The sequence below is a fragment of the Halogeometricum sp. S3BR5-2 genome, from assembly GCF_031624635.1.
In the GTDB taxonomy this organism is placed as follows: Archaea; Halobacteriota; Halobacteria; order Halobacteriales; family Haloferacaceae; genus Halogeometricum; species Halogeometricum luteum.
In genome coordinates this window covers 569,796-596,439 of record NZ_JAMQOQ010000002.1, presented here as the reverse complement: position 1 = coordinate 596,439, position 26,644 = coordinate 569,796, and the positions used below count along the sequence as shown (strand labels likewise).

The following is a 26,644-nucleotide window of genomic DNA, read 5'->3' as shown; positions in this document are numbered from 1 at the left end:
GCGCCCCGACTACTCGCTCAGAAGCGAGCCGAGCAGGTCCCGCGCGTACTCGACCTCTTCGGGGAAGACGCGGTGTTCGCTGCCCTCGTAGACGTCGAAGCGCACCTCCGCGCCCATCCGTTCGAGTTCCTCGACCGTCTCCTCGGCGCGCGACAGGGGGATGTGCGGGTCGTCGTCGCTCACGCCGAGCATGACCGGCGTGCCGTCGAGCGAACCGTCGAAGCGGAAGTCGGTCCCCTCCTCCCCGACGAACCCGCCCGAGAGGAGGACGAGGCCGCCGTAGCGCGTCGGATGCGTCGCCACGTAGGAGGAGAGCAGACACGCCCCCTGCGAGAAGCCGGTGAGGACGATTCGCTCCGAGGGGAGCCCCGTCGTCTCGCGCGCCTGCGCGACCGCGCGGTCGACGCGCGCCAGCGCCGACTCGTAATGCGGCTGATTCGACTCGACGGGCGCCATGAACGAGTTGGGGTACCACGTCCCACGCTGCGCCTGCGGGGCGACGTAGTGGATTCGGTCCTTACCGAACTCGTCGGCGAAGCCGAGCATCCCGCGCGCCGTCGCGCCGCGGCCGTGGACGAGGACGACGGCGACGTCGGCGTCCGCCGGGTCCGCGCCGGCCGTCAGTATCGGTTGGTCTGCGTGCGGGTCGTCGCTCGCGGCCATCAGTCCGACGCCTCCCCGGTTCCGGCCCCGGCCTCGGTTCCCGTCTCCGCCCCGGCGACGCCGTCGAGGGGCGGCAGGTGCGCCGCTATCTCCTCGCGGTCGTCCTCCAGCCACGACGGGAGTTTCAGGTCCGACCCGAGCGACTCGACGGACTCGTCGGCGGTGAAGCCGGGGCCGTCCGTCGCCACCTCGAAGAGGACGCCGCCGGGTTCCCGGAAGTAGATGGACTGGAAGTACTGTCTGTCCTTCCGCGGCGTGACGTTCTGGCCCGCCTCCGAGAGTCGCTCGCGCCACGCCGTCTGCGTCTCGACGTCGGGGACGCGGAAGGCGACGTGGTGGACGGTGCCGACGCCGGGCCGTCCCCGCGGCGACTCGCGCGTCAGGAGGTCGACGACCGTCGCCCGGTCGCCGTCGGCGACGTAGCGGACTCTGTCGCCCGCCTCGTCGGTGCGCTCGAACCCGAGAAGTTCGAGGACGCGGCCCGTCGCGCCGGGGTCCGCCGACTGGAGCGTGACGCCGTGGAAGCCGCGGACGGCGTGCGTTTCGGGAACCGGTCCGTCCGCCCACGGTTCGACGTCCGTCTCGCCCTCGACCAGTTCCAGCGGTTGGCCGTCGCCGTCTTCGAAGGGGAGGACGCCCGCGCCGAACCGGTCTTCCTCCTCGCCGACGGTCACGTCGAGCGATTCGAGTCTGTCGCGCCAGTAGCCGAGGCTCCCCTCGGGGACGACGAACGCCGTGGCGACGGCCTGCCCGCGGCCGGGTCGCCCGGGTCGGCCCTCGCCGAACGGGAAGAACGTCATCGCGGTGCCGGGCGACCCCGTCTCGTCGCCGAAGTAGAGGTGGTAGGTGTGCGTGTCGTCGAAGTTCACCGTGCGCTTGACGAGTCGGAGGCCGAGCACGTCGGTGTAGAACCGCACGTTCTCGGTCGGGTCGCCCGCGACGGCCGTGACGTGGTGGATGCCTGTGGTGTTCATGGTGGTGTGGAGTTAGGGCGCGTTCGCCGGTCGAACCGCCAGTTTCACTCTGTTACTTAGTACGGAACCGAAACCATATGTAGGTTCCCGGACGTACGGGCTATCAGGTGACATCGATGCCCCCCGAAGACGGAGAGCGATACAGCGAGGAAGCGTGCGGCGTCATCGACTCGATTCAACAGATCGGTTCGCAGTGGCGGCTCATCGTCCTGCACGACCTACAGGACGGCGAGAAGCGGTTCAACGAACTGAAGCGCTCGACGGGGTCGAGTTCGCGGACGCTCTCGCGCGTCCTCGACGACCTGCAGGAACTCGGCTTCGTCTCCCGCCGACTGGAGGAGGACGCCCCGGTGGCGACGTACTACTCGCTCACCTCGAAGGGGCGGTCGCTCTGCCCCGTCTTCGACGAGATAAGCGACTGGGCCGACGAGTGGTTGGCCTCGCCGCCGCCGGGCGAGGACCCCGCGGCGGTCGAGGAGGACGAGGAGTCGGCGGGGACGGCCGCCGCGCAGGCCGAGTAACCCCCTTCAGTCCCCGTTCTTGCCCGGCGCCCCCGCCTCTTCGCGCCGGGCGCGCATCCCCTGCCTCGTGAACTGCGGGTTTCCGCGGACGCGGACGCCGCGTTCGCGCCGGAACGCGACGTAGCAGAGCACCAGCAGGGGCGGCACGCCGAGGGCGGCGACGCCGGCGGTCACCTCGTTTTCGAGGGCGTACAGGAGGGCGACGGCGAGGAGGTTGCCCGCGAGCAGGAGTCCCGAGACGACCTCCTTCGCGAACGACTCGAACGCCTCCGACTCCGCGAGGACGACGTTCACCCGCACGTTCTCCCGTTCGACCAACCCCAGCACGCGGCTCAGTTTCGGCGGCACCGTCAGGAGCGTCCGCGTCGCCTCGCGGAACTGGTCGGCCGCGTCCTCGGCGTACTCGCGGGCGACGCGCTCTCTCATCGACGAGTCGCCCCCCTCCTCGCCGTCGCCGCCGCCGTCGACTCCCCGTTCGTCGACGTACTCGGTCACCTCCTCCACGAAGTCGAAGCCGGGAGCGAGCGTCCGGCAGACCCCCTCCAGCACCGTCGAGACGCGGACGACGAGGGCGAGGTTCTGCGGCAGGCGGAGCGGAAAGTCGTACAGCGTCGCTTGGAACTCCGAGACCAACTGCCGGACGCGGTACTCGTCGACGTCCTCGCCGCCGAGGGTGTCGATGGCGACGGAGAACGCCTCGCGCATCAGCGCCCGGTCGGCCGACGGGTCCAGCGCACCCATCGCCACGAACGCGTCTATCACCCGGTCGACGTCGTCGGTGGCGACGCCGACGTAGAACTCGTACATGTGCTCGCGCGTGGCGGCGTCGATGCGGCCGGTCATCCCGAAGTCGTAGAAGACGAGGGTGCCGTCGGACTGCACGGCCAGATTTCCGGGGTGGGGGTCGGCGTGGAACAGGCCGTGTTCGAGCATCATCTCGATGTACGCGCGTTCGAGGCGCCGCGCGAGGGCCTCCCGGTCGACGCCCATCCGGTCGAGTTCCCCGACGCGGTCTATCTTGGTCCCCTCGACGTACTCCATCGTGAGGACGTTCCGTGTGGAACGCTCCTCGCGCGCGGTCGGCACCCGAATCTTCGGGTCGTCCGCGAAGTTCCGCCGGATCCGCCGGAGCATCGCCGCCTCGTGCGCGTAGTCCATCTCCTCGTGGATGGTGTCGGCGAACTCCCCGGCGAGGTTCTCGAAGGTGAAGCGCTGGCCGGGGTGCGCGAAGCGGACGAGCACCGGAACCAACCGCTCGACGACGCGTAGGTCCGCCTCCACGACGCGGCGGATGCCCGGACGCAGCACCTTGACGGCGACGCGTTCGCCGTCGGCGACGGCGGTGTACACCTGCCCGAGACTCGCGCCGCTGATGGGGTCGGGGTCGAACTCGTCGAACGCCTCCTCGACGGGGCCGAGTTCGTCTTCGATTCGCGGGCGGACCGTCTCCCAGTCGTCCGGCGGCACCTCGTCCTGGAGGGTCGAGAGCACTTCGACGTACTCGGCCGGAAGGGCGTCCGGTCGGGTGGAGAGCACCTGCCCGAGTTTGACGAACGTCGGGCCGAGGGAGACGAGAGTGTCCCGTAGAGACGTCGCCCGCCGGGTGCGGGTCGCCGCGTCCGTCCGGCGCGACCGGCCGAACAGGAGGAAGCGCCGCCTGTCGCGGGCGACGGCGACAAAGAGGGGCAGGAACGCGTAGACGACGACGAGCAGTCGCCACAGCGACCGGAGCGCCACCCGGACGCCGGAGGGGCGGTCCGGGTCGGGACCGTGAGCGGAGTCGGAGTCGGGGACGGCGTCGAGCGCCGACCGGGACGGGCGGGCGTCGGCGGGGCCGTCGCTCGGGGGCGAGCCGTCGGGGTCGTCCGGAGCGGAGGCGGACATTCGCGGTACGCGTACTCGGGACCGCGAGGGCAAAAAGGGAGTCGCCCGACACCGGTCGGACGGGCGACCGGCGGGACGAGGCGCCCGCGGCGCGCGGAACTGCCAGTAGCCCTTTACTCCGAGGCGGGGAGCACTTTTCAATGGCAGAGAGTAAGTCGGTCGTCGTCGCCTCCCTCATCGCCAACGGCTCTATCGCCGTCATGAAGTTCGTCGGATTTCTCCTCACCGGGAGCGCGGCGATGCTCTCGGAGACGTACCAGTCGATATCGGACACGGGCAACCAGATATTCCTCCTGTTCGGCCTCCGCTACTCGAAACAGCGGGCGAACCGCGACCACCCGTTCGGCTACGGGAAGGCGCAGTTCTTCTACGCGTTCCTCGTCTCGGTGCTGCTGTTCGGCGTCGCGGGCATCGAGAGCGCCCGGAAGGGGTACGAGACGCTCGTCGGCGGCGGGAGCTTCCACATCAGCAACGCCACGATTCCGGTGATAGAGGTGACGCTGTCCGGGGCGCAGATCAGCTACGCCGTGCTGCTGTTCGCCATCGCCTTCGAGTCGTGGGCGCTCAAGAAGGCGTACGACGGGATACAGGCGCAGATAGTCGAGCACAACTGGAGCGGACTCCGCGAGGCCTTTCGGAAGACCAGCGACGTGACGACGCTGACGGCGCTCGTCGAGGACGCCATCGCCCTCGCGGGGGCGGCCATCGGCATCGTCGGCATCTACCTGACCGAACAGACCGGGAACACGATGTACGACGGCATCGCCGCCCTGCTCATCGGCCTGTTGCTGATGGGCTTCGCCGTCGCGCTGGCGTGGCAGAACAAGCGGCTGCTGCTCGGCGAGAGCCTCCCGGAAGAGGACGAACAGCGCCTGCGCGGCATCGTGACGAGCGGCGACGGCGTCGAGCGACTCGTCGACTTCCGGACGGTGTACTTCGGCCCCGAGGAAATCGTCGTCACCGCCGACGTGGCGTTCGATTCGAGCCTCGACGCCGACACCATCGACGACCGCATCAGCAGGATCAAAGCGGCGATAATGGACGCGGAGCCGCAGGTTCGGAAGGCGTACCTCGAACCGCAGACATGACATCCTCCCCGGCGTGAACGCCGGGGTTTCCTCGCGCTGGGGGTATCGCTTACCGACCCACGGAGGCAACTTGCGGGTTCGTGCGCTCCTCGTTGGGACAAGAGCGTGGTGACTCTGACCATTCGTGGTCGTCCCACTTGAGGCGCACAGACCGTGCCATCGGCCGTGCTACCGTCGTCTGCCGTCTCAGGAACGTCTCGGACGCCGTGAGGTCCGCGTGTCCCTCGAAGCCGCACGGACACGTCAGCGTGTCGCGGTGGCGCGTCGTCCGGTCGGTTGAACCGCACTGCGGGCACTCTTGAGAAGTCCACGCTTCCGAGCGGACTTCCACCGAGATACCGTACTCCTCGGCGGTACACGCGAGTCGGTCGATGAACGCCCGGAACGCCCAGAAGTTGTGCGTCTTCGCGTTCGCTTCGACCGACCAGTGCGTGTCCAGTACGTCCGTTAACGCGCCGACGTACACGGTGGAGACGCCTTCGCCGTGCAATCTCTCGATGAAATCGCGGGCAAGCGCGTCTTGGGCGTGGTCGCGGCGGCGCGTCCGTCGTCGGTACAGCGAGCGTATCCGGTGACTGCTGTACCGGCCGTCGTCCAAGAGCGATTGAAGCCGGGCGATTTCTCGCGTCGTCTCGCGGAACCGCTCGAACAGGTCGCACCCCTCGTACAACAGTTGCGTGCCGGTCGAAGTCGAACAGGCAACGAGGTTGTTTGCACCAATATCCAGAGCGGCGGTTTCGTCCGCCAATGGTTGTGCCAGCTGAGAATTGTCGATAGTGACTGGCTGAAAGGCCCTGAATGTCTGTGCGTCCTCGTCCCAGAACAACTCCAGCCGACCTTGCTTGTCGCACTCGTCCCAGTTGGGTTCGCCGCGGACTTCGAGCCGAAGGCGTTCGCGGTATCCAAGACCGTACTCGTCTTTTAGATCCTGCCCGATGAGGATTTCGAGTCGGGAGTATTCACCCCACTCAACAGAGTACGACGTATTGCGGATGTACGTTCGGAGTTCGCGGCCGTCCTCGGCGTTGCCCCAGTATCCGGGCTTGCCGTTGGCTTCGTCCTTCTTCTTGAGCGCGAAGAACGACCGCCACGCTTCGCGGTTCTTCCGTTCGATTTGCTGAACCGTGGACGCGCCGAGCGTCCCGCCGTAGCGTCCGCGATACTCACTGATTTCCCACACGTCCGCGTCGGGGTCGGCGTAGTGTTCGCGGCGCTCGTAGTTGATTTCGTTCCAGAGAGCGGCAGAAGCGTCCAACAGGCGTCGAAGCAACTCCTCGTCCTCGTCGGACTGAGGAACCACGTCGAATGTGTTGGTCCGCTTCATCAACTACTGGTTCGTGCATCACATTGATAAACCTATGTTTAGTCAATGGTGACATGGCAACGACGGTCCAAATCGAGATAGAGGATGACGACCAGTACGAGCGGTTACGGGCGATTAAGCGGCACAACGGGCTGACGTGGAAGGGGATGTTGCTCCACGCGGCGGAGAACTTGGATACCCCGGACTGAGTGTCGTCGGCGGTTGTTTGGCAGTTGTCGGATTCACGCCCGTCCCCAGAACGCTTCACGTTCTGGTGTGCGAACGAGAGCGTAGCTCGCGTCAACGCCGTGAACGGCGGGACTCTCTCCTTGATTCAGGTCAGTTCCCCTCGACCAGTCGCTTCAACTGCTCCGGGGGTACCGCGCCGCGCGCGCCGTAGCCGTCGTACGCGAACGTCGGCACGCCGGTGATTCCCTGCTGTTTCGCCTCGGTGAACTGCTCGCGGACCTCCCCGCGGAGGGCGTCGTCGTCCAGCGCCGAGCGTATCTCGTCGCCGTCGACGCCCGCCTCGGCGGCGAGTTCGACCAGCACCGCCTCGTCGCCGATATCCTCCCCCTCCGTCCAGAGGGCGTCGAATATCGCCACGTCGAACGCCAGCCACGTCCCGTAGTCGTAGTGCTCTCGCACGTAGTAGGAGGCCACCTGCGCGGGCAGGGAGTCGACGTCCGTCGCGATGTCGAGGTCCATCTCGACGTCGTACCGCTCCTGTAGGCGGCGGACGTTCTCTTTCGCCTGCTCGTAGTAGTCGTCGTCCTTGCCGTCGTCGACGTCGTGGTCGATGGTGCCGTCGGGGTTGCGCTTCCCGCTCCGAAGGTCGAACGGGTGCCAGTCTATCTCCAACTCGTCCTCACGGCTCTCTTGGTACTGCCGGAGCGATTCCCGTCCCAGGTAACAGAACGGGCAGACGTAGTCGGAGTAGACCGTTATCTGCTCGGCGGATGCGGCGTCACTCATACCTCCGGATACGGCGCCGCGCGGGTAAAAGGGAGCGTCCGGGGCGCGACTCGCCGCTAGCGGTCCCGACGGTTCAGACGCCGTAGGCGACGCCCGTCAGTTTCTCCGACAGTTCCCACAGGCGGTAGGCGTCCGCCTCGTCGTGGGAGTCGGCGCTCGACTCGTTCTCGCCGGGGTAGCCGCGCATGTTCTGGAACCCGGTCGGACCGATGTACTCGCCGCCGTCGACGTCCGGAGCGGTGGCGGCGTAGACGAGGGGGAGCGCCCCCATCTCGGCGCTCTGGGCGAGGACGCGGTTGGCGAGGCTCATCCCCAGCAGTTTGAGGTACGACCCCTCCATCTCCGGCCCGCGCCGCTGGAGGTCCGTCGCGGCGTAGCCGGGGTGACAACCGACGCTGAGCACGTCGTCCTCGCCGGCGCGTTCGAGGCGTCGCTGGAGTTCGTAGGCGAACAGCAGGTTCGCCAGTTTGCTCTGCCCGTAGGCGCCCCACTTGTCGTAGGAGTCCTCGCCCATCAGGTCCTCGAAGTCCATCTCGCCGTTCTCGTGGATTCCGCTGGACTGGGTGACGACGCGCGTCTCCCCGTCCGTCTCGCGGAGCGTATCGAGGAGGCGGCCCGTCAGCGCGAAGTGACCGAGGTGGTTGACGCCGAACTGCATCTCGAAGCCCTGTTCGGTCTCGCGGCGCGGAATCGCCATCACGCCCGCGTTGTTGGCGAGGACGTGGAGTTCGTCGAACTCGCCGTCGAACCACTCGGCGAACCGGCGGACCGAGTCGAGGTCCGCGAGGTCCAATCTCGCCAGCGTGAGGTCGGCGTCGGGCACCGCTTCGAGCACGTCCTTCGCGGCCTCGCGGCCGCGTTCGGGGCTCCGAACGGCCATCACGACGTGCGCTCCCTTCTCGGCGAGCATCCGCGTCGCCTCGTAGCCGAGGCCGCTGTTCGCCCCGGTCACGACCGCCGTCCTGCCCGACTGGTCGGGCGCGTTCTCGACAGTCCAGTTCGATGTCATGTGGGATCGAATAGGGGACGGCCACGGTAAAGTCCGCGGCTCGCGGAAGCGCCGCGGGAGTACCGACGGCGCCGCCTACCGCTCCGCGACGGCCGTCTGCATCCCCTCGGTGTTGAACGCGCTGCCGACGCCCTCCTCGTCGGCGACGATGACGCCCGCCTCCGAGCCGGTGAGTTCCTCGAACTCGCCGACGGCCAACTCCGCGGCCGCCTGTGCGTCCATGCCGGACTCGACGTGGCGGACGGCCCGACGGGTGAGCGTGGCCTTGGCGATGTCCTCGCCCGCGCCCGTCGCCGAGGCGGCGCCGGCGGGCGCGGCGTAGAAACCGGAGCCTATCTGCGGCACGTCGCCGACGCGGCCGGCGAGGGCGAACCACCGTCCGCCGGTGGAGGTGGCGGCGGCGAACTCCTCCCCGTTCGAGGCGACGGCGCCGACGGTGTCGTGGTCCGAGAGGTCCGCCTCGTTCGACGCCGTCGCGCTCGACTCGCCGAACTTCGATTCGAGCCACGCGAGGTGGTCCCGGGGGGACCCCTCCGGCGGGTCGGCGTCCTCCCAGCGCTCCCGCGTCTCGGCGGTGAACAGGTCGACGCCCGTCTCGACGCCGAACTCCTCCGCGACGTCGACGGCGGGCCGGCCGGCGACGAGGACGTGCGGCGTCTCCGCCAGCACTGTCCGAGCGACGGAGACGGCGTGTTCGACGCCGTCCATGCCCGCCGCCGCGCCCGCCTCGAAGTCGCTCGTCATCAGGCCCGCGTCGGTGCGGACGCGGCCGTCGGACTGGACGGCGCCGCCGACGCCCGCGTTGAACGCCGGGTCCGATTCGAGGGCGCGGACGGCCGCCTCGACGGCGTCGGCGGGCGTCTCGCGGGACGCCCCCGTCGCGGCCGCCTCGTCGAGCGTCTGCTGTCTCGGCTCCGGTTCCTCGGGGACGCCGCCGGCGCCGCCGTGGACGATGACTCGCATGGGACGGGCGACGACGGGGGGCGAGAAAACGGCACCGACTCGCGCGGGGCGCGTCGGCGCGCGACGGGACGGCGGCGAACCAGTCGCCGTAAGGTTGAATATCCGTCCTCCGCGCCGATAACGGCAGTACTTTACCGCCGGTGAGGGAAGGAGCAACCGTTCATGAGCTACGATCAGATCGACGTTCCCGAGAACGGGGAGAAGATCACGGTCGCCGACGAGGAGACGGGTGAGCTGTCGGTTCCGGACAACCCGATCATCCCGATCATCCACGGCGACGGTATCGGGACGGACGTCGGCCCGGCCGCGCAGAAAGTGCTCGACGCCGCCGCCGAGGCGACCGGTCGCTCCATCGAGTGGCTCCGCGTCTACGCCGGCGAGTCCGCCCGCGAGAAGTACGACGAGAACCTCCCGGAGGACACCGTATCGGCCATCAAAGAGCACCACGTCGCCATCAAGGGTCCGCTCACGACGCCCGTCGGCGCCGGCTTCCGCTCGCTCAACGTCGCGCTCCGCCAGAAGCTCGACCTGTACGCGAACGTCCGCCCGACGTACCACCTCGACGGCGTCCCGTCGCCCGTCAAGAACCCCGAGGCGATGGACATGGTGTTCTTCCGGGAGAACACCGAGGACGTCTACGCCGGCATCGAGTGGGAGGCCGGCACCGACGAGGTCCAGAAGGTCAAGCAGTTCCTCTCCGAGGAGATGGACGCCGGCGACAAACTGCACGACGGCCCCATCGGTATCGGCGTCAAGCCCATCACCGAGTTCGGCACGAAGCGCCTCGTCCGCCAGTCCATCGAGTACGCCATCGAGAACGACCGCGACACGGTGACCCTCGTCCACAAGGGTAACATCATGAAGTTCACCGAGGGCGCGTTCCGCGACTGGGGCTACGAACTCGCCGAAGAGGAGTTCGGCGACGAGACCATCACCGAGGACGAACTCTGGGAGGAGCACGACGGCGAGCAGCCCGAGGACAAGATCGTCGTCAAGGACCGCATCGCGGACAACATGCTCCAGCAGCTCCTGACGCGGACCGACCAGTACGACGTCATCGCGACGATGAACCTGAACGGCGACTACATGTCCGACGCCGCGGGCGCTCAGATCGGCGGCCTCGGCATCGCGCCCGGCGCCAACTTCGGCGACGCGCGCTGTCTCGCCGAACCCGTCCACGGCTCCGCGCCCAAGTACGCGGGCGAGGACAAGGTGAACCCGACGGCGATGATCCTCTCGGGTCGCCTGATGTTCGAGTACATGGGCTGGGACGACGCCGAGCAACTCGTCCACGACGCCGTCGAACAGACCATCTCCGACGGCGACGTCACGTACGACCTCGAACGCCAGATCGAGGGCGGCAACAAGCTCGCCACCAGCGAGTTCGCCGACAAGATCGTCGAGAACATCGAAGAGTTGGCCTAACGGCCAACTCTTCGAGCCTTCGCGGCGGAGCCGCGAAGACATCCACGAACCCGCGTAAGCGAACCGTCGTCGGTCCTCGATTTCTCTTTGTTTCGACCGCCGAGCGGCGCGGCTACTCGTCCCCCCAGTCGGCCATCGTCCGCGGCGGACTGAAGATGTCGACGCCCTCGACCGTCTCCTCGCCGCGGTTCTCGGCGGCGTGCACCTCCTCGCTGTCGAGGGCGTAGGAGTCGCCCGCGCGGACGACCACTTCCTCGTCTTCGAGGACGAAGGTGAGTTCGCCCGCGGTGAGGTAGCCCACCTGCTCCTGTTCGTGGTCGTGCGAGGGCACCGTCGCGCCGGGTTCGATGCGGAAGTGCTGGACGTTCATCCGTTCGGCGCCGGCGAGCACCGAGAGGTGGACGTCCGGGACCGCTTCGACCGATTCGACGTCGTCCGCGGAAACGCGTTCCATGGGAAGTCTGCATCCCCCTCCGGGATAAGCGTACGCCCGGCGCGGTGCCAAGGTTCAAATCCGACGACGCGGAAGCGGTGGTATGTACGCGGTGGTCGGCTGTTCGGAGTGCGCCAACATGTGGATCATCACCGACCCGAAGCGGTCGAAGACGGCGAACTGTTCCCGGTGCGGGCGGACCCACCAGACGAAGAAACTGCGCTCGTTCCTCGAAACCGAGGACCACGACGCCGCCAGACAGGCGCGGGCGGCCCTCCTCGCCAAGAAGCACGGCGACAGCGAGGCGTTCGCCGAGACGGCGCACGTCTCCGAGATGGAGGAGCGAATCGAGGAGTCCGGTCTCGACGACGCCGAGTACCTCGAAGGCTCCGGGCTCGACGCCGCCGAAATCGAATCCGCGGGTGAGCGGGCGATGGAGGGACGCTCGTCGTCGACCCGACTCGACGCGGTCCGCGAGGCGGTCCGAGAGGGCGACCGCCCGACGGAGGGGGAGGTGGTCGCCTACGCGGAAGAGCGCGGGGTCCCCGGCGACGCGGCGCGGGACGTCCTGGAGAAACTGACGCGTCGCGGCGAGGCGTCGGAGTCGCGCGGACGGTACCGCCTGCTCTGAGGAGGGCGCGGTTTCGGAGTCGACTACCGCGGGCCCCGTCCGTAGACGAGGACGTACCCGAGCAGGAGGGAAGCGAGCGCGCCCGCGACGACGACCGCTCGACCGACTCGGTAGGGGACGGCGTCGAGGAACGGCGAGAGCGTCCACAGGAGCGCGAGCAGCAGCGCGAGCGAGCCGATTCCCCACTTCGCTTTTCGGCGGTACATCTACAGTTTATGAAAAAATATCGTCGTTTTCGCGTCCTAAAACGATCGGTCCGCGACGGACAAAAATCGGGGGCGGAGCCGCGTCCGAGGACCCGCGCCGCGCGCTCACAACAGGCCGAGCAGTTTCAGCGCCGTCAGCACGGAGACGACGGACCCCGTCGCGAGTTTGACGAGGCGCAGGAGGCGCGTCGCCGCGCGGACGTCCGGGTCGCCTGCGGCGTCGTCGGCACGCGCGTCGGACGATGCGTCGGGGGGACCGGTACCAGCGTCGGCGGCCGCTGGCGCGTTCGTTCGGGGGGACATGACGGGGCCGCCCGCGGCGGCGGGGGAGTCGCGCCGCCGCGGACGTGTTCCGACAGAGACCCGACACGAGTGTAAAGGCGAGCCATGGGTGCGCGGTGAAAGTGGGCGATTCGGCGGAACTGGAGCCTCGCTCGCGGCCACGGAGCGGGTCCGAGCGGAAAACGAAACGCTTTGTCCGGACGCGGCCCACGGGCGCGTATGTCCGATTCGCTGCCGGCGCCCGTCGGCGTCCTCGTGCGCGCCCTCGTCGTGGCGTGCTTCGTCGGCGGCGGCGCCCTCGCCCTCCTCGACGGGCGCCTCGTCCTCGCCGGGTTGGCCTACCTCGCGGGGTACACCGCGCTCGCCGGGGCGGCCCTCGTCCGGGGGCAACGCCGACGCGGCGCGGGCCTCTCGCTGTCCGGTCTCGGTTGGATGGCGCTCGCCGTCGGCGTCGCTCTCGGGTCGGAACTCCTCCTCCTCGCCGCGGGCGTCGGCCTCCTCGCCGTCGGGACGGGCTTGCTCGTCTTCCCCTGGGTCGGCGGTCGGCGGGAGACGACCGCCGACTGATTCGAAGGGGTCGTTACCGCCCGAGTTCGGCGTGCGCGCTGGAGAGATGCCGCGACGCGAGCGCCGACAGCAGGGAGAGTTCGCCCGCCAGCGACCCGACGGCGATGGCCTCCGCGAGGGCGTCGGCGTTCGACCCGGCCGGGTCGCCGCCGCCGCGGACGCCGAGCACCTCCAGCCCCTCGGCCTGCGTCGGTAGTTTCGTCCCGCCGCCGACGGTGCCGACTTCGAGGCTGGCGATGGAGACGGAGACGTAGAGGTTCCCATCCCGTTCCTCGGCCGTCGTGATGGCGTTCGAGCCCTCGACCACCTGCGCGGCGTCCTGCCCGGTGGCGAGGAACATCGCGGCGACGACGTTGGCGACGTGGGCGTTGAACCCCAGGCTGGCCGCCTTCGCCGACCCGACGAGGTTCTTTCTGGTGTTCAGTTCCGCGACGGCCTCGGGCGTCGTGTGCAGACGCTCTTCGACCACCTCTCGCGGAATCGTCACGTCGGCGGTGACCGAACGTCCACGGCCCTCTATCGCGTTGATGGCGGCGGGCTTCTTGTCCGAGCAGAGGTTTCCCGAGAGGGCGACGAGCGAGGCGTCCGTCGCCTCCTCGACCACGTCGCAGGCGGCCCGCGTGGCGATAGTGGCCATGTTCATCCCCATCGCGTCCTTCGTGTCGTAGCGGAAGCGCAGGTAGACGGAACTGCCGACGACGTACGGCGTCACGTCCGAGAGTTCGCCGTGGCTCGTCGTCTCCTCGGCGGCCTCGCGGAGTTTCTCCTCGTTTTCGCGCACCCACTCGACCAGCGCCTCGGCCTCCACCACGTCGGCGACGCGGAAGACGGGCGCGCGGGTCATCCCGGACTTCAGCACGCGCGCGTTCGCCCCGCCGGCGTCGTTGAGGACGGAACAACCCCGGTTCACACTCGCCAGCAGCGCGCCCTCCGTCGTGGCGAGGGGGAGGTAGCGCTCGCCGTCGAGGCTCCCGCCGCGAATCGCGACGGGACCGGCGACGCCCATCGGCACCTGCGCCGCGCCGACCATGTTCTCGATGTTCGGGTCGGCGTCCGCGGCGGGGAAGCCGTAGTCGCCGACGCTATCGAGGGAGGCGCCGGACTGTCCCTCGACGAGCAGTCGGCGGGCCGCCGCCGCCGCGTCCGCGTCGGCGTGGTCTTCGAGTTCGTGGAGTCGTAGCTCCCCGTCCCGGACGCGTTCGGCGAGTTCCTCGGCCGTCGCGCGAGTGTCGTCGGTCATGTCCGTGGGTTTTCCCCGACTCTCCTAACCGTTATCGGTCCTCTCCGTGCGATTACTCTTCGTCGTGTCAGTTGTCGTTTCGAGCGTGGGTGCGGTTCGAGTGGTAGCCTCGAATGCAGTCGTGAACACATCGAAAGCCCCTGCCACCTCGGCTCCCGGGACTCGTTGCGCGCCTCGCTCGCTTCGCTCGCTCGGTGCTTACGTCGTCCGGGTTCGCCGAGGTGGCAGCCCCTTTCATTCCCACCTGTGTGGGCTGACTGCCTTGCCATCGTTGGGCTGGACCGAAAGGGGCGACTCGCTGGAGTCGGGGCTTTCGAGGTGTCCTCGGAACCGTCGGCAGTAGCGATGACTCCGTTACCGAAGACTCCTCAGACCGATACCGGCACCCGAACCGTTTTGCTCCTCCCCGTCACCTGCCCACACATGACCGACGCCGCCGACCTCGTCCTCCTCGACGGGGAGATACACACGCTGTGCGACCCCGACGAGACGCACGAGGCGATGGCCGTCCGCGACGGCCGCATCGCCCGTCTCGGAACGACGTACGACGTAGAGTTCCTCGTCGGCACCGAGACGGAGACGCTCGACCTGGGGGGCGACGTGGTGCTGCCGGGATTCGTCGACGCCCACACCCACCTCGAGATGGTCGGTCAGTCGCTCGTCCACGCCGACCTGTCGGGCGCCTCGGGACCCGACGAGTGTCTCGACCGCCTCCGGGACCGACTGGACGAACTCGAATCCGGCGGAGGAGAAGGCGGCGAGTGGGTGCTCGGCTTCGGCTACGACGAGAGCGGGTGGACCGAGTCGCGCTATTTGACGCGCGCGGACCTCGACTCGGTCGCGACCGACCGCCCCGTCGCCGCCTTCCGCGAGGACATGCACGTCGTCTCCCTGAACTCGGTCGCCCTCGACCGACACCGCGACGAGATGCCCGCGGACGACGTGCGCTCGGAGGGGGGCGAACCCACCGGCGTCGTCGTCGAGGAGGCGGTCGACGCGATATTCGAAGCCGTCGAACCCGGCGTCGCGGAGACGGAGGAACTGCTCCGCGCGGCGCAGGCGGCGGCGAACGGACGCGGCGTCACCGGCGTCCACGACATGACGCGCAACTCGCGGAAACCGCGGGTGTACCGCGAGATGGACGCCGCCGGCGAGTTGACCCTCCGCGTCCGCATCAACTACTGGGCCGACCACCTCGATAGCGTGATAGACGCCGGACTGCGGACGAACCACGGCAGCGAGATGGTCCGAACGGGGGCGATAAAGACGTTCACAGACGGGTCGTTCGGCGGGCGGACGGCCAAACTGTCCGAACCGTACAGCGACGACGAGGGCGAGACCGGAACGTGGGTGGTCGACCCCGACGAGTTGGACGACATCGTCTCCCGCGCGGACGCCCACGACCTCCAGATGTCGACGCACGCCATCGGCGACGAGGCCGTCGACGCGGTGCTCGACGCCTACGAGGCCTGCGGGAACCCGGGTGCGAGCCGTCACCGAATCGAACACGCCGAACTGGCCGACGACGAAGCTATCGAGCGGTTCGCCGACTCGGGGGTGGTCGCCTCCGTCCAGCCGAACTTCCTGAAGTGGGCCGAGGCGGGCGGTCTGTACGCCTCGCGCCTCGGCGACCGGCGGACGGAGACGAACCGCTACGCCGCCCTCGCGGACGCCGGCGTCCCCCTCGCGTTCGGGAGCGACTGCATGCCGCTCGACCCCCTCCTCGGCGTCCACTGGGCGGTGAACGCCCCCGCGGAGGAGCAGCGACTGAGCGTCACGGACGCCCTCCGCGCGTACACCGCCGGCGCGGCGTACGCCGGGTTCGACGAGGACCGATTGGGGACGCTCGAAGTCGGGAAGGCCGCGGACCTGACGGTGCTGGCCGAGTCGCCGTGGGAGGCCGACTCGATACGGGATATCGACGTCTCGGCGACCGTCGTCGGCGGTGAGGTCGTCCACGACGGCACGTAGCGGAGTGCGGGGCGCGAACCGGGCCGGCGGGGTCCGGGAAACACCGAAGTCGGTTCGGCCCCTCCCGTCCGCGTGCGCGGAACTGACGACTCGCGGACGGGGGCGACCTGACCGATGCCCGAGAGCGAGTACGACCCGGACGACGCGCTGGTTCCGGCGACGCCCGCGGGCTACCGCGACCCGACGACGTTCGACTACTCGGTGCCGGCGCTGGCCGGTATCGCCGTCGCGCTGACCGTCGCCGGCCTCCTCGCGTTCGGCGCGGTGCTGACGTTCGCGCAGGGGGCGGCCGTCTACGACGCCCTGTTCGTCTTCGAGGAGACGCCGGACGGGTTCGTCGCCACGCTCCGCCTCGGCCTCGCCTTCGGGGTCGCCGCCGGCGTCGTCGTCGCCACCGTTCTCGTCCACGAGTACGTCCACGGCCTCGTCTACCGGCGCTTCGGCTACGACGTCAGCTACGGCCTCGCCCCCTTCCTCGGGGCGGCGTACGCCGGCGCGTTCCACCAGTTTCAGCGCCCCGAGGAGGTCCGCTACGTCGCCGTCGCCCCGTTGCTCGTCCTCGATGCCCTCTTTCTCGTCCTCCTGTTCGTCCCCGCTCCCCTCGTCGCGTACGCGGCGTTCGTCGGCCTCGTGTTCAACACGGCGGGGGCCGCCGGCGACCTCTACCTGCTGTGGTTCCTCTCGGGACTGCCCGAGGGGACGCTCCTCTACGACAGCGATATGCGCCACTCGTACGTCTTCGAACCGGGATCGAACTCGGACTCGAACTCGAACACGGAGTCCTGAGCGGTCGACCCGGCGCTTCGGTTCGTCACCCGCCGCCGTCGACCGCTCCCGCCGGATGTTCGGCGGCGAACTCGAAGCGGGCGCCGCCCGATTCGCTCTCGGTCAGTGCCACCGACCAGCCGTGGGCCTCGGCGATGCGCTTCACGATGGCCAGACCGAACCCGGTGCCGGCCGCGGCGGAGGTGTGGCCGGCCTCGAAGACGGCCGCTCGCTCGGACTCGGGGACGCCGGGACCGTCGTCTTCGACGTAGAATCCCCCGTCGGTCCGTCCGACGGTGACGGTGAGGTCGTCGCCCGCGGAACCGTGTTCCACGCTGTCGCCGGAGGAACTCCGGTTGCCTGTGGAGCCGTGCTCCACACTGTTCCGAAACAGGTTCTCGAACAGGGCGCGCAGGCGCCCCGGGTCGGCGAGAACCGTCGCGTCACCCGTTTCGATAGCCGGCGTCGCCCCGTCGGTGGTCGTGCTCCGCCACGCCGCGGCCGCCACGTCCGCGACGCGCGTCGGAGTCGGGTCGGCGACCACCGCGCCCTGTCGGGCCAGGGTCAGCACGTCCTCGATGAGTTCGTCCATCCGTTCGTGGGCGCCCTCGACCCGTTGGAGGTGCGACCGGGCCGTCTCACCCTCCACGGTCTCTCCGAGGAGTCCGAGGTAGCCCCGCGCGACGTTCAGCGGCGAGCGCAGGTCGTGACTGACGACGTCCGCGAACTCCGAGAGCCGCTCGTTCTGCCGTTCGAGCCGGCGTCTGTCGGCCTTCCGGTCGGAGATGTCGATGGAGAAGCCGACCAGTCCGACCACCTCGCCGTCGGCGTCGCGCCACGGTACCTTCGAGGTGAGCACCCAATCGCCCGTGACGGTGTCGCCGGCCTCGCCGTGCCGTTCGAGCAGCGACTTCATCGAGAACGTCGTGTCCGCGGGGACGATGGGCTCCTCCTGGTCGAACAGCGGTTGGCCCGTCTCCATGATCCGCAGGTCGTCCTCGTACGTCCCCCGCGACGTCTCGTCGGGGACGACGTCGTAGTCGGTCTTGCCGAGGAAGCGGCCGGGGTCGCCGACGTACGCCTCGCTCACCCGGACGTGTCTCGCCTCGCGGTCCTTCACGTACAGGTGCGCCGGCACCGTCTCGAAGATGGCGTTCAGCAGGCCGCGCTCCCGCGAGAGGTCCGTGGCGAGCGTCTCCCGCTCTTCCCGGAGGCGCGCGGCCTCCGAGCGAGCGGCGGCGTTGCGTACGCGAGCGTCGAGGACGGCGAGGTCGGCCGCGTTCGCCGTCGGGACGAACTCCGCGGCGCCGGCCTCGAACGCGGCGGCGGCGTCCGCCGCGTCGCCGCCGACGAGGACGACGGGGGCGACGGCCGAGAGGCGGTCGAGGGCGTCGAGCACGCCGGCGGCGTCGAGCGAATCGGGCGACTCGGACGGGCCGGCGGTCGCGTCCGCAACCGCCACGACGACGCAGTCGAAGGCGCCGCCCTCTGCCTCGTCACTGGCGAGGCGGCCGGCGTCTCCCGCGTCCGGGTCCGTCTCCGCATCGAGAGCCGTCTCCGTCACCGCGAATCCGAGCGTCCGAAGCGCGTCGGCCGTCCCGCCGCCTCCGGGCGGACGCGCGCGTGCGCTTCTCGAACCGACGACGAGGACCGCGAGCGAATCCGGTGCCTCCGGTGTCGACCCTCCGTCGTCCCGCCGGGACTTCCCGTGCTCTCGCTCCGACACAATCGTTTCGGGTGACATATCACGAACGCGGTATTGAATCTATCGGGGCGAAGGGGAACTTTCTCGGCGGCCGCGCGCGCAGGTCAGCCGATGACTACCGCGTTCTTCGACCGCCTCGCCGACCGCATCGAACGCGTCGACAGCGTCGTCTCGGTGGGCCTCGACGCCGACCGCTCGCGCATCCCGGAGCACTTGCAGGAAAAGGACCTGCCGCAGTGGGCGTTCAACCGCCGCATCATCGACGCCACGCACGAGCACGCCGCCTGTTACAAGCCCAACGCCGCGTTCTACGAGGACGCCGACGGCTGGCGGTCGCTCCGCGAGACCATCGCGTACGCCCACGGGAAGGACGTGCCCGTCCTCCTCGACGCCAAGCGCGCCGACATCGGCAACACCACGCGCCAGTACGCGCAACTGCTGGACGAGGCGGACGCCATCACGGTGAACCCGTACATGGGCAGAGACTCCCTGCAACCGTTTCTCGATAGAGGAGAGAAGGGCGTGTTCGTCCTCTGTCGCACCTCCAACCCCGGCGGCGGGGACCTACAGGACCTCGAACTCGACTCGGGCGAGAAGGTGTACGAACGCGTCGCCGCGCTCGCCGACCTGTGGAATCAGCACGGCAACGTCGGCTTGGTCGTCGGCGCGACGGCGACCGAGGAGTTGGAGTCGATACGGGAGCAGGTGCCCGATTTGCCCTTCCTCGTCCCCGGCGTCGGCGCGCAGGGCGGCGACGCCGAGGCGGCCGTGGAGTTCGGTCTGGCTAACGGTATCGGCCTCGTGAACTCCTCGCGCGGCATCATCTTCGCCGGCGAGGACCGCGGAGAGAAGTTCGCCGGCGCGGCGGGCGAGGCGGCCCGCCGACTGAAGCGGCGGCTGAATCAGTATCGCGGGGCGGCCGGCGCCGACGCTGACGCCGACGAGTAGTTCTTTCGAGGGTCGGCGTCTCGGTTCCCGAGGAGTCGAACTCAGTAGACGAGTCCGACCGAGAAGAGGTGGTCGCGGTATTCGGCTCCGTCTTCGAAGCGGTCCCCGCAGGCCGGACACTCGCGCTTCGGTGCCGACTCCGACCCCGGCTCCCGTTCGGATTCGGTCGTGCTCCCCGTCTCCGCTCCGGCGGACCCGGCCGTCTCGTCCGACCCGTCGGTCTGCGTCGGTTCCGTCACGTCCGTACGCAGGTCGCCGAAGCGGGTAGTCGTTGCGCCGGTCAGATGCGGTGAACGTCGTCGTCGTCGACGCCCGGGCCGGAGTCGGGGTCCGGGTTGACGACGTCGTCGCGTCCGGACTGCTCGACGCACCGGGTGCAGAGGCTCTTGTCGCGCTGGTAGTGCTTCTCGCACACCGGCGTCCCGCACTGCGCGCAGGTGTGTTCGGCCTCGTTCGACTCGCAGATCTGACAGAGTCCCGAGAGGCTCATACGCGGCGGTACGCGCGGGGGGTATCTACGTCTTGGGGGCGACCGGACGCGGCCGCCGGTCGAAGGGGCGGCGAGACGCTTACGGTCCTGCGAACCTAAGCCCGAGCGTGGACCGTGACACGCTCGTACTGGGGCTTGCAGCGGTGTTCGCGGGCATCTCCATGCTTCTCGTCGTTCTCGGCTTCGCCTACCAACTGTTCTTTCTCGTCGTCGCCGTCCCGTTCGTCCTCGCGGCGTACCTGATGTGGGAGCACGCCAGCGGGCGGTTCAGAGAGCGGATTCGCCGGAGTCAGACCCGGCGCGGGCGCGCCCGAAGCGACGACGGCGCCGCCGCCCGCGGCCCGAACGACTTCCGCGGGTTCGGCCCCGGCCGTCGCTCGGCCGCCGACGGGGCGGGGGCCGGCGGTCCGAACGGACCCGGCGGGGCGGCCGGAGGCGCCGGGCGGCGCGGGCGGCGCGAACGGCGCGGAGGAGGGCGCCGGCGCCGCTCCCGCGAGGCCGCGGGGGAGGCGGCGAGCAGTCGGCTCTCCCCGGCGGAGGCGTACCGCACGCTCGGCCTCTCCTCGTCGGCGACGACCGCCGAGGTGAAAGACGCCTACCGCTCGAAGGTGAAGGAGGTTCACCCCGACACCGAGTCGGGGAGCCAAGAGGAGTTCAAACGCGTGAACCGGGCGTACGAACGACTCTCGGAGTGACGGGTGAGACGAAACCGGACGCGTCCCGTCGCGCCGTTGTCCTTTTCCGTGGCTGGCAGTCTCACGCCACCGCGAAAACAGCCGCGTCGGCGCTATAGTCGTAATATCCCTACTGTGATACTGAATATCATGCACGGAAAGGGTTTTACTCGGTCCTCTCATATCCGCGTCCATGAGCGCTGACCGGGCCGCGCTGAACGAGGCCCTCGAGCGCGGCGAGGAGGAGGGCGGCAACATCGAGTTCAAAGAGCGGCTCTCCCGCGCCGTCCACCTCGCGGACGGGCGGTTGGAGAGTCTGGCCGCCCAACTCCGGCACCGAGTCCTCTCCGGCGACGGCACGGCGACGTACGTCGTCGGCGTCACGGACGACGGCGGCATCGCGGGCATCGCGCCCGACGAGTTCTCCGAGTCGATGGACGTGCTCTCCATCCTCGCCGACGAGGCGGACGCGCACATCGAGGACGTGGAGACGTGGGGCGTCGGCGACGACGCCTCCCGCGGACTCGTCGGCGTCGCCACCGTGCGGGAGGGCGCCGCCCTCGACGCGGACGACGACCACATCGTCGTCGGGACGGCGGGACACGTCGACCACGGGAAGTCGACGCTCGTCGGGTCGCTCGTCACCGGGCAGGCCGACAACGGACAGGGGAGCACGCGCGGGTTCCTCGACGTGCAACCCCACGAGGTCGAACGCGGCCTGTCGGCGGACCTCTCCTACGCCGTCTACGGCTTCGACGGCGACGACGCGGTCCACCTGAGGAACCCCCACCGGAAGTCCGACCGCGCCCGCGTCGTCCAGGAGTCGGACCGATTGGTCTCCTTCGTCGACACCGTCGGGCACGAACCGTGGCTCCGGACGACGATTCGGGGACTGGTCGGCCAGCGACTCGACTACGGACTGCTCGTCGTCGCCGCCGACGACGGGCCGACGAAGACGACGCGCGAGCACCTCGGCATCCTCCTCGCGATGGAACTGCCCACCGTCGTCGCCCTGACGAAGGTGGACGCCGTGAGCGAGGACCGCGTGCAGGAGGTCGAACGCGAGGTCGAACGCCTCCTGCGCGACGTGGGTCGGACGCCCCTGCGCGTCGACCGTCACGGCGTCGACGCGGCCGTCGAGGAGATAAGCTCCTCTGTCGTCCCCGTCCTGCGGACCAGCGCGGTGTCGATGGAGGGGCTCGACCACCTCGACTCGTTCTTCCGGAACCTCCCGAAGACGAACGCGGAGTCCCGCGAGGACTTCCGGATGTACATCGACCGGACGTACTCCGTCACCGGCGTCGGCGCCGTCGCCTCGGGAACCGTCAACTCCGGCAGCGTCGAGGCGGGCGACGAACTCAAGGTGGGGCCGATGCCCGACGGGTCGTTCCGCGACGTGGAGGTGCGCTCCATCGAGATGCACTACCACCGCGTCGACCAGGCGAAGTCGGGGCGCATCGTCGGCATCGCCCTGAAGGGCGTCAAGGAGTCCGAGATAGAGCGCGGAATGGCGCTCCTGCCGGGCGACGCCGACCCGACGCCCGTGCGGTCGTTCGAGGCGGAGGTGATGGTGTTGAACCACCCGACGCGCATCCGCGAGGGGTACGAACCCGTCGTCCACCTCGAAACCGTGAGCGAGGCCGTCGTCTTCCGCCCCGAGGGCGGCCAACTCCTGCCGGGCGACACCGGGAAGGCGACGGTGGAGTTCAAGTTCCGCCCGTACCTCGTCGAGGAGGGCCAGCGGTTCGTCTTCCGCGAGGGGAGCTCGAAGGGCGTCGGCACCGTGACCGAGATTCACGGGGACTGAGAACCCGACGGACGGCTCCGGAACCCTCCCGATTCGCATACTCTTAATTATCAGAGACTGTAATCTTTTCTGAAAGCTTTTGTCGCTGCCGCCGAGACGGCTCCCATGGAACTGAGTGGGTACGAGTTCGGGCGGGTCTGCGACATCGACCCCGACCGGACCGACGCGGGAGTCCCGAAGGTGGTCGTCCCGCAACCCGAGTACGCGAAGCGAGACGAGAAGGCGGTTCACGACCACGGCTGGGGGCCGTTCTGCGCGTTCGGCGTCCCCGACGAGGGGACCCACCGACCGGGCGTGTACGTCCTCGCCGTCGAGGACGAGGTGACGTACGTGGGCGAGACGCAGGACCTCTACGCGAAGTTCGCCAACGGGTACGGGACCATCTCGCCCGCCGACTGCTTCGAGGGCGGCGGCGGGACGAACTGCCGGCTGAACACGGCCATCTTCCACGCCGTCCGGGCGGGCGAGCGAGTGTCCGTGCACCTCCACGCGACGGACGACTTCGCCGGGAGCGACGAGGAGAACCGCGCGCTCCGACGCATCATCAAAGACGACCTCGTGACGGCGCTGAACCCCGCGTGGAACCGGACCGGCGGGGACGGCGACCGAGCGGACGGAGAGGGAGAAAGAGAACCCCCCGAACCGGAGGCGAGGGCGACCGAGGCCGAATCGAAATCCGAGGCGGGAGCGGGGGGCGCCCCCGTCCCCGACGACGGGGACGCCGAACCCGACCCAATCGAACCGTCGGGGGCCGCGCGGTCGGCCGGCGGGGACTCGGCGAGCGACCCCGACGAGGCGTGGTTCGAGACGGAGCGGTCCGGGTCCGAGCAGTCCGAACGGGACGAGTCCGATTCGGCGACGCCCGACCCGAGCGAACTGACGGCGGAGGGGTTCGAGCCGAAACCGGTCGAACCGGAGCGCCCGCGAGACGGCCGGAGCGCGACGCCCTCGACCGACCGTCCGGCGGGCGAGTTCGCGGCGCTGTACGACTACCTCGTCGAACACGAGCGCGACCGGGTGGAGCGCTCGTTCGCCGAGTTGGAGGTCGTCATCGAAGCGCGGTTGCCGACGGAGGCGCGCCGGTGGCGCCGTTGGTGGACGAACGACGAGGCGTCGCACCCCCACGCGAGCGCGTGGCTCCGCGCCGGCTACGAGGTGACGGAGGCGTCCCTCCCGGAGGGACGCGTCACCTTCGAGCGAGTCGACGCGGACGGGCCGTCTCAGTCCGCCGGGTCGGCCGCGTTACCGCGGGCGGGCGTCACCCCACGGCGGCGGGAGTAGTTCGGACGGCGAACCGCGTCGGTAGTCGGGCGTCGCCGCGACGGGGCGCTTAACCGTCGTCGCGCCCACTCTCGTGGCATGGTGTCGCAAGCGGCGCTCTCGCTGGTCGCCCTCCTCGTCGGGACGCAGGTCCTCTTCACCGCGCTGGACGCGTTGAACCTCAGACACGGCGCTCGCGCGGTCCGCGAGTCCGCCTCGTGGGTGCGCGAGACGCTCGGCGTAGACGACCCCGAGCGGATGCTGGCCTACCAGCGCTCGAAGACGGTGGTCTCCAGACTGCAGTCGTGGCTCGGCGTCGTCGCCGTTCTCGCCGTCGTCGTCTCCGGCCTGTTCGGCGACGTCGTCGCAGCGCTCGCCGAGACGGGTCTTCCGCCCGTCGCGCAGGGCGTCGCCCTCCTCGTCGCCGCCGGCGTCCTCGCGCGCCTGTTCGGCGCGCCGTTCGACCTCTACGAGACGTTCGTCCTCGAGGAGCGCTTCGGGTTCAACAATCAGACGCCTCGGCTGTGGCTCCGCGACTTCCTCGTCGGCGTCGTCCTCTCGGCCGCCCTCGCGGCCGCCCTCGGCGGCGTCGTCCTGTTCGTCGTCGACCGCCTGCCGACGCTGTGGCCCGTCGCCGGGTGGGCCGTCGTCGTCGGCTTCTCGCTCCTGATGATGGTGGTCTACCCGCGGTTCGTCGCCCCCCTGTTCAACGACTTCGAGCCGATAGAGTCGGGGCCGCTCCGAGACGCCGTCGACGACGTGTTCGACCGCGCCGGCTTCGAGTGCGAGCAGGTGTACGAGATGGACGCCAGCCGCCGCTCCTCGCACTCGAACGCCTACTTCGTCGGCTTCGGGCGGACGAAGCGGGTGGTGCTGTTCGACACGCTGGTCGAGCAGATGGACCGCGACTCCGTGCAGGCGGTGCTGGCGCACGAACTCGCCCACTGGAAGCGCGGGCACATCTGGAAGCAACTCGGCGCCTCGGCGGCGCAGACGGGACTCGCGTTCGCGTTCCTCTGGTGGGTGACCACCTCGCAGTGGGTGTACGCGGCGTTCGGTCTACCCGAGGTGACCTACGCCGCGCTGGCCGTCGGTCTGCTCTACGTCGGACCGCTGTTCTCGCTCGTCTCGCCGCTGACGAACCGACTGTCGCTGGCGCACGAACGGGAGGCCGACGACTTCGCCGCGCGGGTGATGGGCGAATCCGAGTCGATGACGCGGGCGCTGGCGACGCTGGCGGGCGAGAACCTGAGTAATCCGTTCCCGCACCCGTGGTACGCGGCGTTCCACTACTCGCACCCGCCGATTCCCGAGCGGATGCGGCGGTTGCGCGAGCGGAGCGGCGAGGGCGAATCGGAGGAGAACGAGGGACCGTCGGGGCCGGCGAGCAGCGCGTAGCGAGGAGCGGTCGATTCGCTATCCGGCGGCGACGTAGCCGCCGTCGCGTCGCTCCGCCAGGTCCAAGAGGACCAGCCAGTCGAGTATCCGCCCGACCCGCTCGGTCCAGATATCCCGCCAGTTCTCGACGGCCCGGTGTCGCTCCCAGGCCGGCACTCGCTCGTCGAACCCCTCGAACACGTCCGCGACCGTCTTCGGTTCGTCCGAGAGCGCGTCGAGCGCGTCGCTCGCGCCGTACACGCGTCGCTCGAAGGCTTCGCGGAGGTGCGTCGGCTCCCGTTGCAGGCGGACGAAGCTCCCGTCCGCCGTCTCCTCGGCCAACTCCACGGCCCGGAGGAAGGTGAGCCACGTCCGCGCCACGTCTCGGCTCGGGAGGTCCAGCCGCCGCATCAGCCGAGCGCAGCAGTCGTCCTCCGACCCCGGAACGAGGGGGACGGCGCGCTGAGCGTCCGCGACGAAATCGAGTTCGTCCGGAGGTTCGGGGACGAGTTTGAACTTCACGACCGGATGTCGAACGACTCCGCCAGCAGCTCCTCGTCCGTCTCGCCGTGGACGTACGTCGGCCCGTTCACCACGTCGACGGTGACCTTCGCGGGGGCGAACACCGTCTCGGGGATGTCGTAGAAGTCCCAGCCCGCCTCCTCGAATATCTGCTGGAACGGGACGCCGTACTCGTCGGCGGCCGTCGAGGCCACCCGGTCGAACACGTCGGAGTCCTCGGTGACGGTGAGGTGCGCCTCGCCGCCGTAGGCGAGGGCGTCGTTCGTCCGGCCCATGGCGACGCCCTCGTCGTAGCTGACGGGTGCGAGGGGGGCGGAGCCGAACGCCGAGACGACGTTCCGCGGGTCGTAGTCGAGTTCGAAGAGGCGGAACATGGCGAGTTCGCACACCCGCGCGGCCGTCGTCACGCTTCCGACGAGCGACCCCGTCGCGTACGTCGGCAGGAAGACGCCGCTGGGTTCGATGCCGGCCATGTCGGCGACGTGTTCGGCCACCCGGTCGCCCGGGAGGTCGATGCTCTCGACGCCGAGGACCGTGAGGTCGAACTCGTCGAAGTACTCCACGGCGTGGAACTCGTCCTCCTCGGCGACGAGGGCGCGGGCGGGGCCGGAGCCGAGGCCCTCGAACGGCGGGTCGTCGAACTCGAGTTCCCACCCGGCCTTCTGCGAGCAGAGGAGGGCGAGGGCGGGGTGGTCCGTCTGGAGTTCGATGCGGGGGGTCGGGGCGCCCGCCACGTCGTCCATCGCCGCCTGAATCGTGGCGAGGCCGGCCGTCTCTACCTCCGCGAGGAGCATCCCCGCCTCGATGCCGCCCTCGGCGTCGACGCCGAAGTCCAGCACCGTCGCCCCCGAGTCGAGTTCGTACACGTCCACCCGCAGTTCGTCGGCGAAGTCGATGGCCTCGTCGACGAGTTCGATGGCCATGCGATTGATGGAGTCCATGGGGTCGGTTGGTCGTGACC

Annotated in this window: 29 protein-coding genes; 13 read left to right on the top strand and 16 right to left on the bottom strand. The window is 69.4% G+C overall.

Features of this window, described 5'->3' with window-relative positions; translation table 11 throughout:
* Positions 1 to 9 precede the first annotated feature (9 nt).
* Both NDI79_RS09530 and NDI79_RS09525 read right to left on the bottom strand, forming a co-directional pair.
* Entirely contained in the window at positions 10 to 663 is a 654-nt protein-coding gene (locus tag NDI79_RS09530) for an alpha/beta hydrolase (protein ID WP_310928235.1), read from the bottom strand.
* Positions 663 to 1,637, bottom strand: a complete 975-nt coding sequence (locus NDI79_RS09525; protein ID WP_310928234.1) for a ring-cleaving dioxygenase — start codon at positions 1,635 to 1,637, stop codon at positions 663 to 665. The genes NDI79_RS09530 and NDI79_RS09525 overlap by 1 nt, the downstream gene beginning before the upstream one ends.
* Before the next feature lie 116 nt (positions 1,638 to 1,753).
* On the opposite strand from NDI79_RS09525, the gene NDI79_RS09520 reads away from it, so the two are divergent.
* Complete coding sequence (locus NDI79_RS09520) at positions 1,754 to 2,158, top strand: winged helix-turn-helix transcriptional regulator (RefSeq protein ID WP_310928717.1); 405 nt, start codon at positions 1,754 to 1,756, stop codon at positions 2,156 to 2,158.
* Between the two features lie 6 nt (positions 2,159 to 2,164).
* On the opposite strand, the gene NDI79_RS09515 is transcribed toward NDI79_RS09520, so the two are convergent.
* Positions 2,165 to 4,042 carry an ABC1 kinase family protein gene (locus NDI79_RS09515; RefSeq protein ID WP_310928233.1) on the bottom strand — a complete coding sequence of 626 codons (1,878 nt, stop codon included), beginning with the start codon at positions 4,040 to 4,042 and terminating at the stop codon, positions 2,165 to 2,167.
* 140 nt (positions 4,043 to 4,182) lie between these two features.
* Here NDI79_RS09515 and NDI79_RS09510 point away from each other — a divergent pair, with 140 nt between their 5' ends.
* Positions 4,183 to 5,130: a cation diffusion facilitator family transporter gene (locus tag NDI79_RS09510; RefSeq protein ID WP_310928232.1), complete on the top strand. Its 948-nt coding sequence runs from the start codon at positions 4,183 to 4,185 to the stop codon at positions 5,128 to 5,130.
* A gap of 49 nt (positions 5,131 to 5,179) precedes the next feature.
* Here the strand turns inward: NDI79_RS09510 and NDI79_RS09505 are convergent, their stop codons facing one another.
* Entirely contained in the window at positions 5,180 to 6,454 is a 1,275-nt protein-coding gene (locus NDI79_RS09505) for an RNA-guided endonuclease InsQ/TnpB family protein (RefSeq protein ID WP_310928231.1), read from the bottom strand.
* Between the two features lie 53 nt (positions 6,455 to 6,507).
* On the opposite strand from NDI79_RS09505, the gene NDI79_RS09500 reads away from it, so the two are divergent.
* Positions 6,508 to 6,642, top strand: coding sequence for a hypothetical protein (locus NDI79_RS09500; RefSeq protein ID WP_268762475.1), 135 nt, complete (start codon positions 6,508 to 6,510; stop codon positions 6,640 to 6,642).
* A 130-nt stretch (positions 6,643 to 6,772) separates the two neighbouring features.
* Here the strand turns inward: NDI79_RS09500 and NDI79_RS09495 are convergent, their stop codons facing one another.
* From NDI79_RS09495 to NDI79_RS09485, 3 genes are all read right to left on the bottom strand, one after another.
* Positions 6,773 to 7,408 (bottom strand): DsbA family oxidoreductase, encoded by a 636-nt coding sequence (locus tag NDI79_RS09495; protein WP_310928230.1) that lies wholly within the window; start codon positions 7,406 to 7,408, stop codon positions 6,773 to 6,775.
* Positions 7,409 to 7,481: 73 nt separating this feature from the next.
* Positions 7,482 to 8,417, bottom strand: a complete 936-nt coding sequence (locus NDI79_RS09490) for an oxidoreductase (protein ID WP_310928229.1) — start codon at positions 8,415 to 8,417, stop codon at positions 7,482 to 7,484.
* A gap of 75 nt (positions 8,418 to 8,492) precedes the next feature.
* The gene (locus NDI79_RS09485; protein WP_310928228.1) at positions 8,493 to 9,380 is read right to left on the bottom strand and encodes an isoaspartyl peptidase/L-asparaginase; all 888 of its coding nucleotides are present in this window, start codon (positions 9,378 to 9,380) and stop codon (positions 8,493 to 8,495) included.
* Between the two features lie 162 nt (positions 9,381 to 9,542).
* Between NDI79_RS09485 and icd the strand changes: the two genes are divergently transcribed.
* Positions 9,543 to 10,805, top strand: a complete 1,263-nt coding sequence (gene icd / locus NDI79_RS09480) for an isocitrate dehydrogenase (NADP(+)) (RefSeq protein WP_310928227.1) — start codon at positions 9,543 to 9,545, stop codon at positions 10,803 to 10,805.
* Between the two features lie 112 nt (positions 10,806 to 10,917).
* Here the strand turns inward: icd and NDI79_RS09475 are convergent, their stop codons facing one another.
* Positions 10,918 to 11,259, bottom strand: coding sequence for a cupin domain-containing protein (locus NDI79_RS09475; RefSeq protein WP_310928226.1), 342 nt, complete (start codon positions 11,257 to 11,259; stop codon positions 10,918 to 10,920).
* A gap of 82 nt (positions 11,260 to 11,341) precedes the next feature.
* Between NDI79_RS09475 and NDI79_RS09470 the strand changes: the two genes are divergently transcribed.
* Positions 11,342 to 11,869, top strand: a complete 528-nt coding sequence (locus NDI79_RS09470; RefSeq protein ID WP_310928225.1) for a DUF5817 domain-containing protein — start codon at positions 11,342 to 11,344, stop codon at positions 11,867 to 11,869.
* 23 nt (positions 11,870 to 11,892) lie between these two features.
* Here the strand turns inward: NDI79_RS09470 and NDI79_RS09465 are convergent, their stop codons facing one another.
* The gene (locus NDI79_RS09465) at positions 11,893 to 12,075 is read right to left on the bottom strand and encodes a hypothetical protein (protein ID WP_310928224.1); all 183 of its coding nucleotides are present in this window, start codon (positions 12,073 to 12,075) and stop codon (positions 11,893 to 11,895) included.
* A gap of 105 nt (positions 12,076 to 12,180) precedes the next feature.
* A complete protein-coding gene (locus NDI79_RS09460) occupies positions 12,181 to 12,378 on the bottom strand; it encodes a hypothetical protein (protein ID WP_310928223.1) in 198 nt (65 codons plus the stop codon).
* 198 nt (positions 12,379 to 12,576) lie between these two features.
* On the opposite strand from NDI79_RS09460, the gene NDI79_RS09455 reads away from it, so the two are divergent.
* Positions 12,577 to 12,924 carry a hypothetical protein gene (locus tag NDI79_RS09455; protein WP_310928222.1) on the top strand — a complete coding sequence of 116 codons (348 nt, stop codon included), beginning with the start codon at positions 12,577 to 12,579 and terminating at the stop codon, positions 12,922 to 12,924.
* Between the two features lie 13 nt (positions 12,925 to 12,937).
* Here the strand turns inward: NDI79_RS09455 and hmgA are convergent, their stop codons facing one another.
* A complete protein-coding gene (gene hmgA, locus NDI79_RS09450) occupies positions 12,938 to 14,164 on the bottom strand; it encodes a hydroxymethylglutaryl-CoA reductase (NADPH) (RefSeq protein ID WP_310928221.1) in 1,227 nt (408 codons plus the stop codon).
* Between the two features lie 423 nt (positions 14,165 to 14,587).
* Here hmgA and NDI79_RS09445 point away from each other — a divergent pair, with 423 nt between their 5' ends.
* Together NDI79_RS09445 and NDI79_RS09440 are read left to right on the top strand one after the other, a co-directional pair.
* Positions 14,588 to 16,135: an amidohydrolase gene (locus tag NDI79_RS09445; protein ID WP_310928220.1), complete on the top strand. Its 1,548-nt coding sequence runs from the start codon at positions 14,588 to 14,590 to the stop codon at positions 16,133 to 16,135.
* Between the two features lie 114 nt (positions 16,136 to 16,249).
* Positions 16,250 to 16,921 (top strand): DUF3267 domain-containing protein, encoded by a 672-nt coding sequence (locus NDI79_RS09440; RefSeq protein WP_310928219.1) that lies wholly within the window; start codon positions 16,250 to 16,252, stop codon positions 16,919 to 16,921.
* Positions 16,922 to 16,946: 25 nt separating this feature from the next.
* Here NDI79_RS09440 and NDI79_RS09435 read toward each other — a convergent pair whose 3' ends face one another.
* Positions 16,947 to 18,644 carry a PAS domain-containing sensor histidine kinase gene (locus NDI79_RS09435; RefSeq protein ID WP_310928218.1) on the bottom strand — a complete coding sequence of 566 codons (1,698 nt, stop codon included), beginning with the start codon at positions 18,642 to 18,644 and terminating at the stop codon, positions 16,947 to 16,949.
* A 72-nt stretch (positions 18,645 to 18,716) separates the two neighbouring features.
* On the opposite strand from NDI79_RS09435, the gene pyrF reads away from it, so the two are divergent.
* Positions 18,717 to 19,553, top strand: a complete 837-nt coding sequence (gene pyrF, locus NDI79_RS09430; RefSeq protein WP_310928217.1) for an orotidine-5'-phosphate decarboxylase — start codon at positions 18,717 to 18,719, stop codon at positions 19,551 to 19,553.
* A gap of 41 nt (positions 19,554 to 19,594) precedes the next feature.
* Here pyrF and NDI79_RS09425 read toward each other — a convergent pair whose 3' ends face one another.
* Positions 19,595 to 19,792 carry a hypothetical protein gene (locus NDI79_RS09425; RefSeq protein ID WP_310928216.1) on the bottom strand — a complete coding sequence of 66 codons (198 nt, stop codon included), beginning with the start codon at positions 19,790 to 19,792 and terminating at the stop codon, positions 19,595 to 19,597.
* A gap of 41 nt (positions 19,793 to 19,833) precedes the next feature.
* On the bottom strand, positions 19,834 to 20,043 hold the full coding sequence (locus tag NDI79_RS09420) for a hypothetical protein (protein WP_310928215.1): 210 nt from the start codon (positions 20,041 to 20,043) through the stop codon (positions 19,834 to 19,836).
* Positions 20,044 to 20,150: 107 nt separating this feature from the next.
* Between NDI79_RS09420 and NDI79_RS09415 the strand changes: the two genes are divergently transcribed.
* The 4 genes from NDI79_RS09415 (at position 20,151) to NDI79_RS09400 (ending at position 25,182) form a co-directional block, all read left to right on the top strand.
* Positions 20,151 to 20,738: a J domain-containing protein gene (locus tag NDI79_RS09415; RefSeq protein ID WP_310928214.1), complete on the top strand. Its 588-nt coding sequence runs from the start codon at positions 20,151 to 20,153 to the stop codon at positions 20,736 to 20,738.
* A 172-nt stretch (positions 20,739 to 20,910) separates the two neighbouring features.
* On the top strand, positions 20,911 to 22,524 hold the full coding sequence (locus NDI79_RS09410) for a GTPBP1 family GTP-binding protein (RefSeq protein WP_310928213.1): 1,614 nt from the start codon (positions 20,911 to 20,913) through the stop codon (positions 22,522 to 22,524).
* A 105-nt stretch (positions 22,525 to 22,629) separates the two neighbouring features.
* Positions 22,630 to 23,805, top strand: a complete 1,176-nt coding sequence (locus NDI79_RS09405) for a GIY-YIG nuclease family protein (protein ID WP_310928212.1) — start codon at positions 22,630 to 22,632, stop codon at positions 23,803 to 23,805.
* Between the two features lie 78 nt (positions 23,806 to 23,883).
* Positions 23,884 to 25,182: a M48 family metallopeptidase gene (locus NDI79_RS09400; protein ID WP_310928211.1), complete on the top strand. Its 1,299-nt coding sequence runs from the start codon at positions 23,884 to 23,886 to the stop codon at positions 25,180 to 25,182.
* Between the two features lie 18 nt (positions 25,183 to 25,200).
* Here NDI79_RS09400 and NDI79_RS09395 read toward each other — a convergent pair whose 3' ends face one another.
* Complete coding sequence (locus NDI79_RS09395) at positions 25,201 to 25,683, bottom strand: double winged helix-containing putative transcriptional regulator (RefSeq protein ID WP_310928210.1); 483 nt, start codon at positions 25,681 to 25,683, stop codon at positions 25,201 to 25,203.
* Positions 25,680 to 26,624 (bottom strand): methenyltetrahydromethanopterin cyclohydrolase, encoded by a 945-nt coding sequence (gene mch / locus NDI79_RS09390; protein WP_310928209.1) that lies wholly within the window; start codon positions 26,622 to 26,624, stop codon positions 25,680 to 25,682. Before mch ends, NDI79_RS09395 begins: the two co-directional genes overlap by 4 nt.
* Positions 26,625 to 26,644 lie beyond the last annotated feature (20 nt).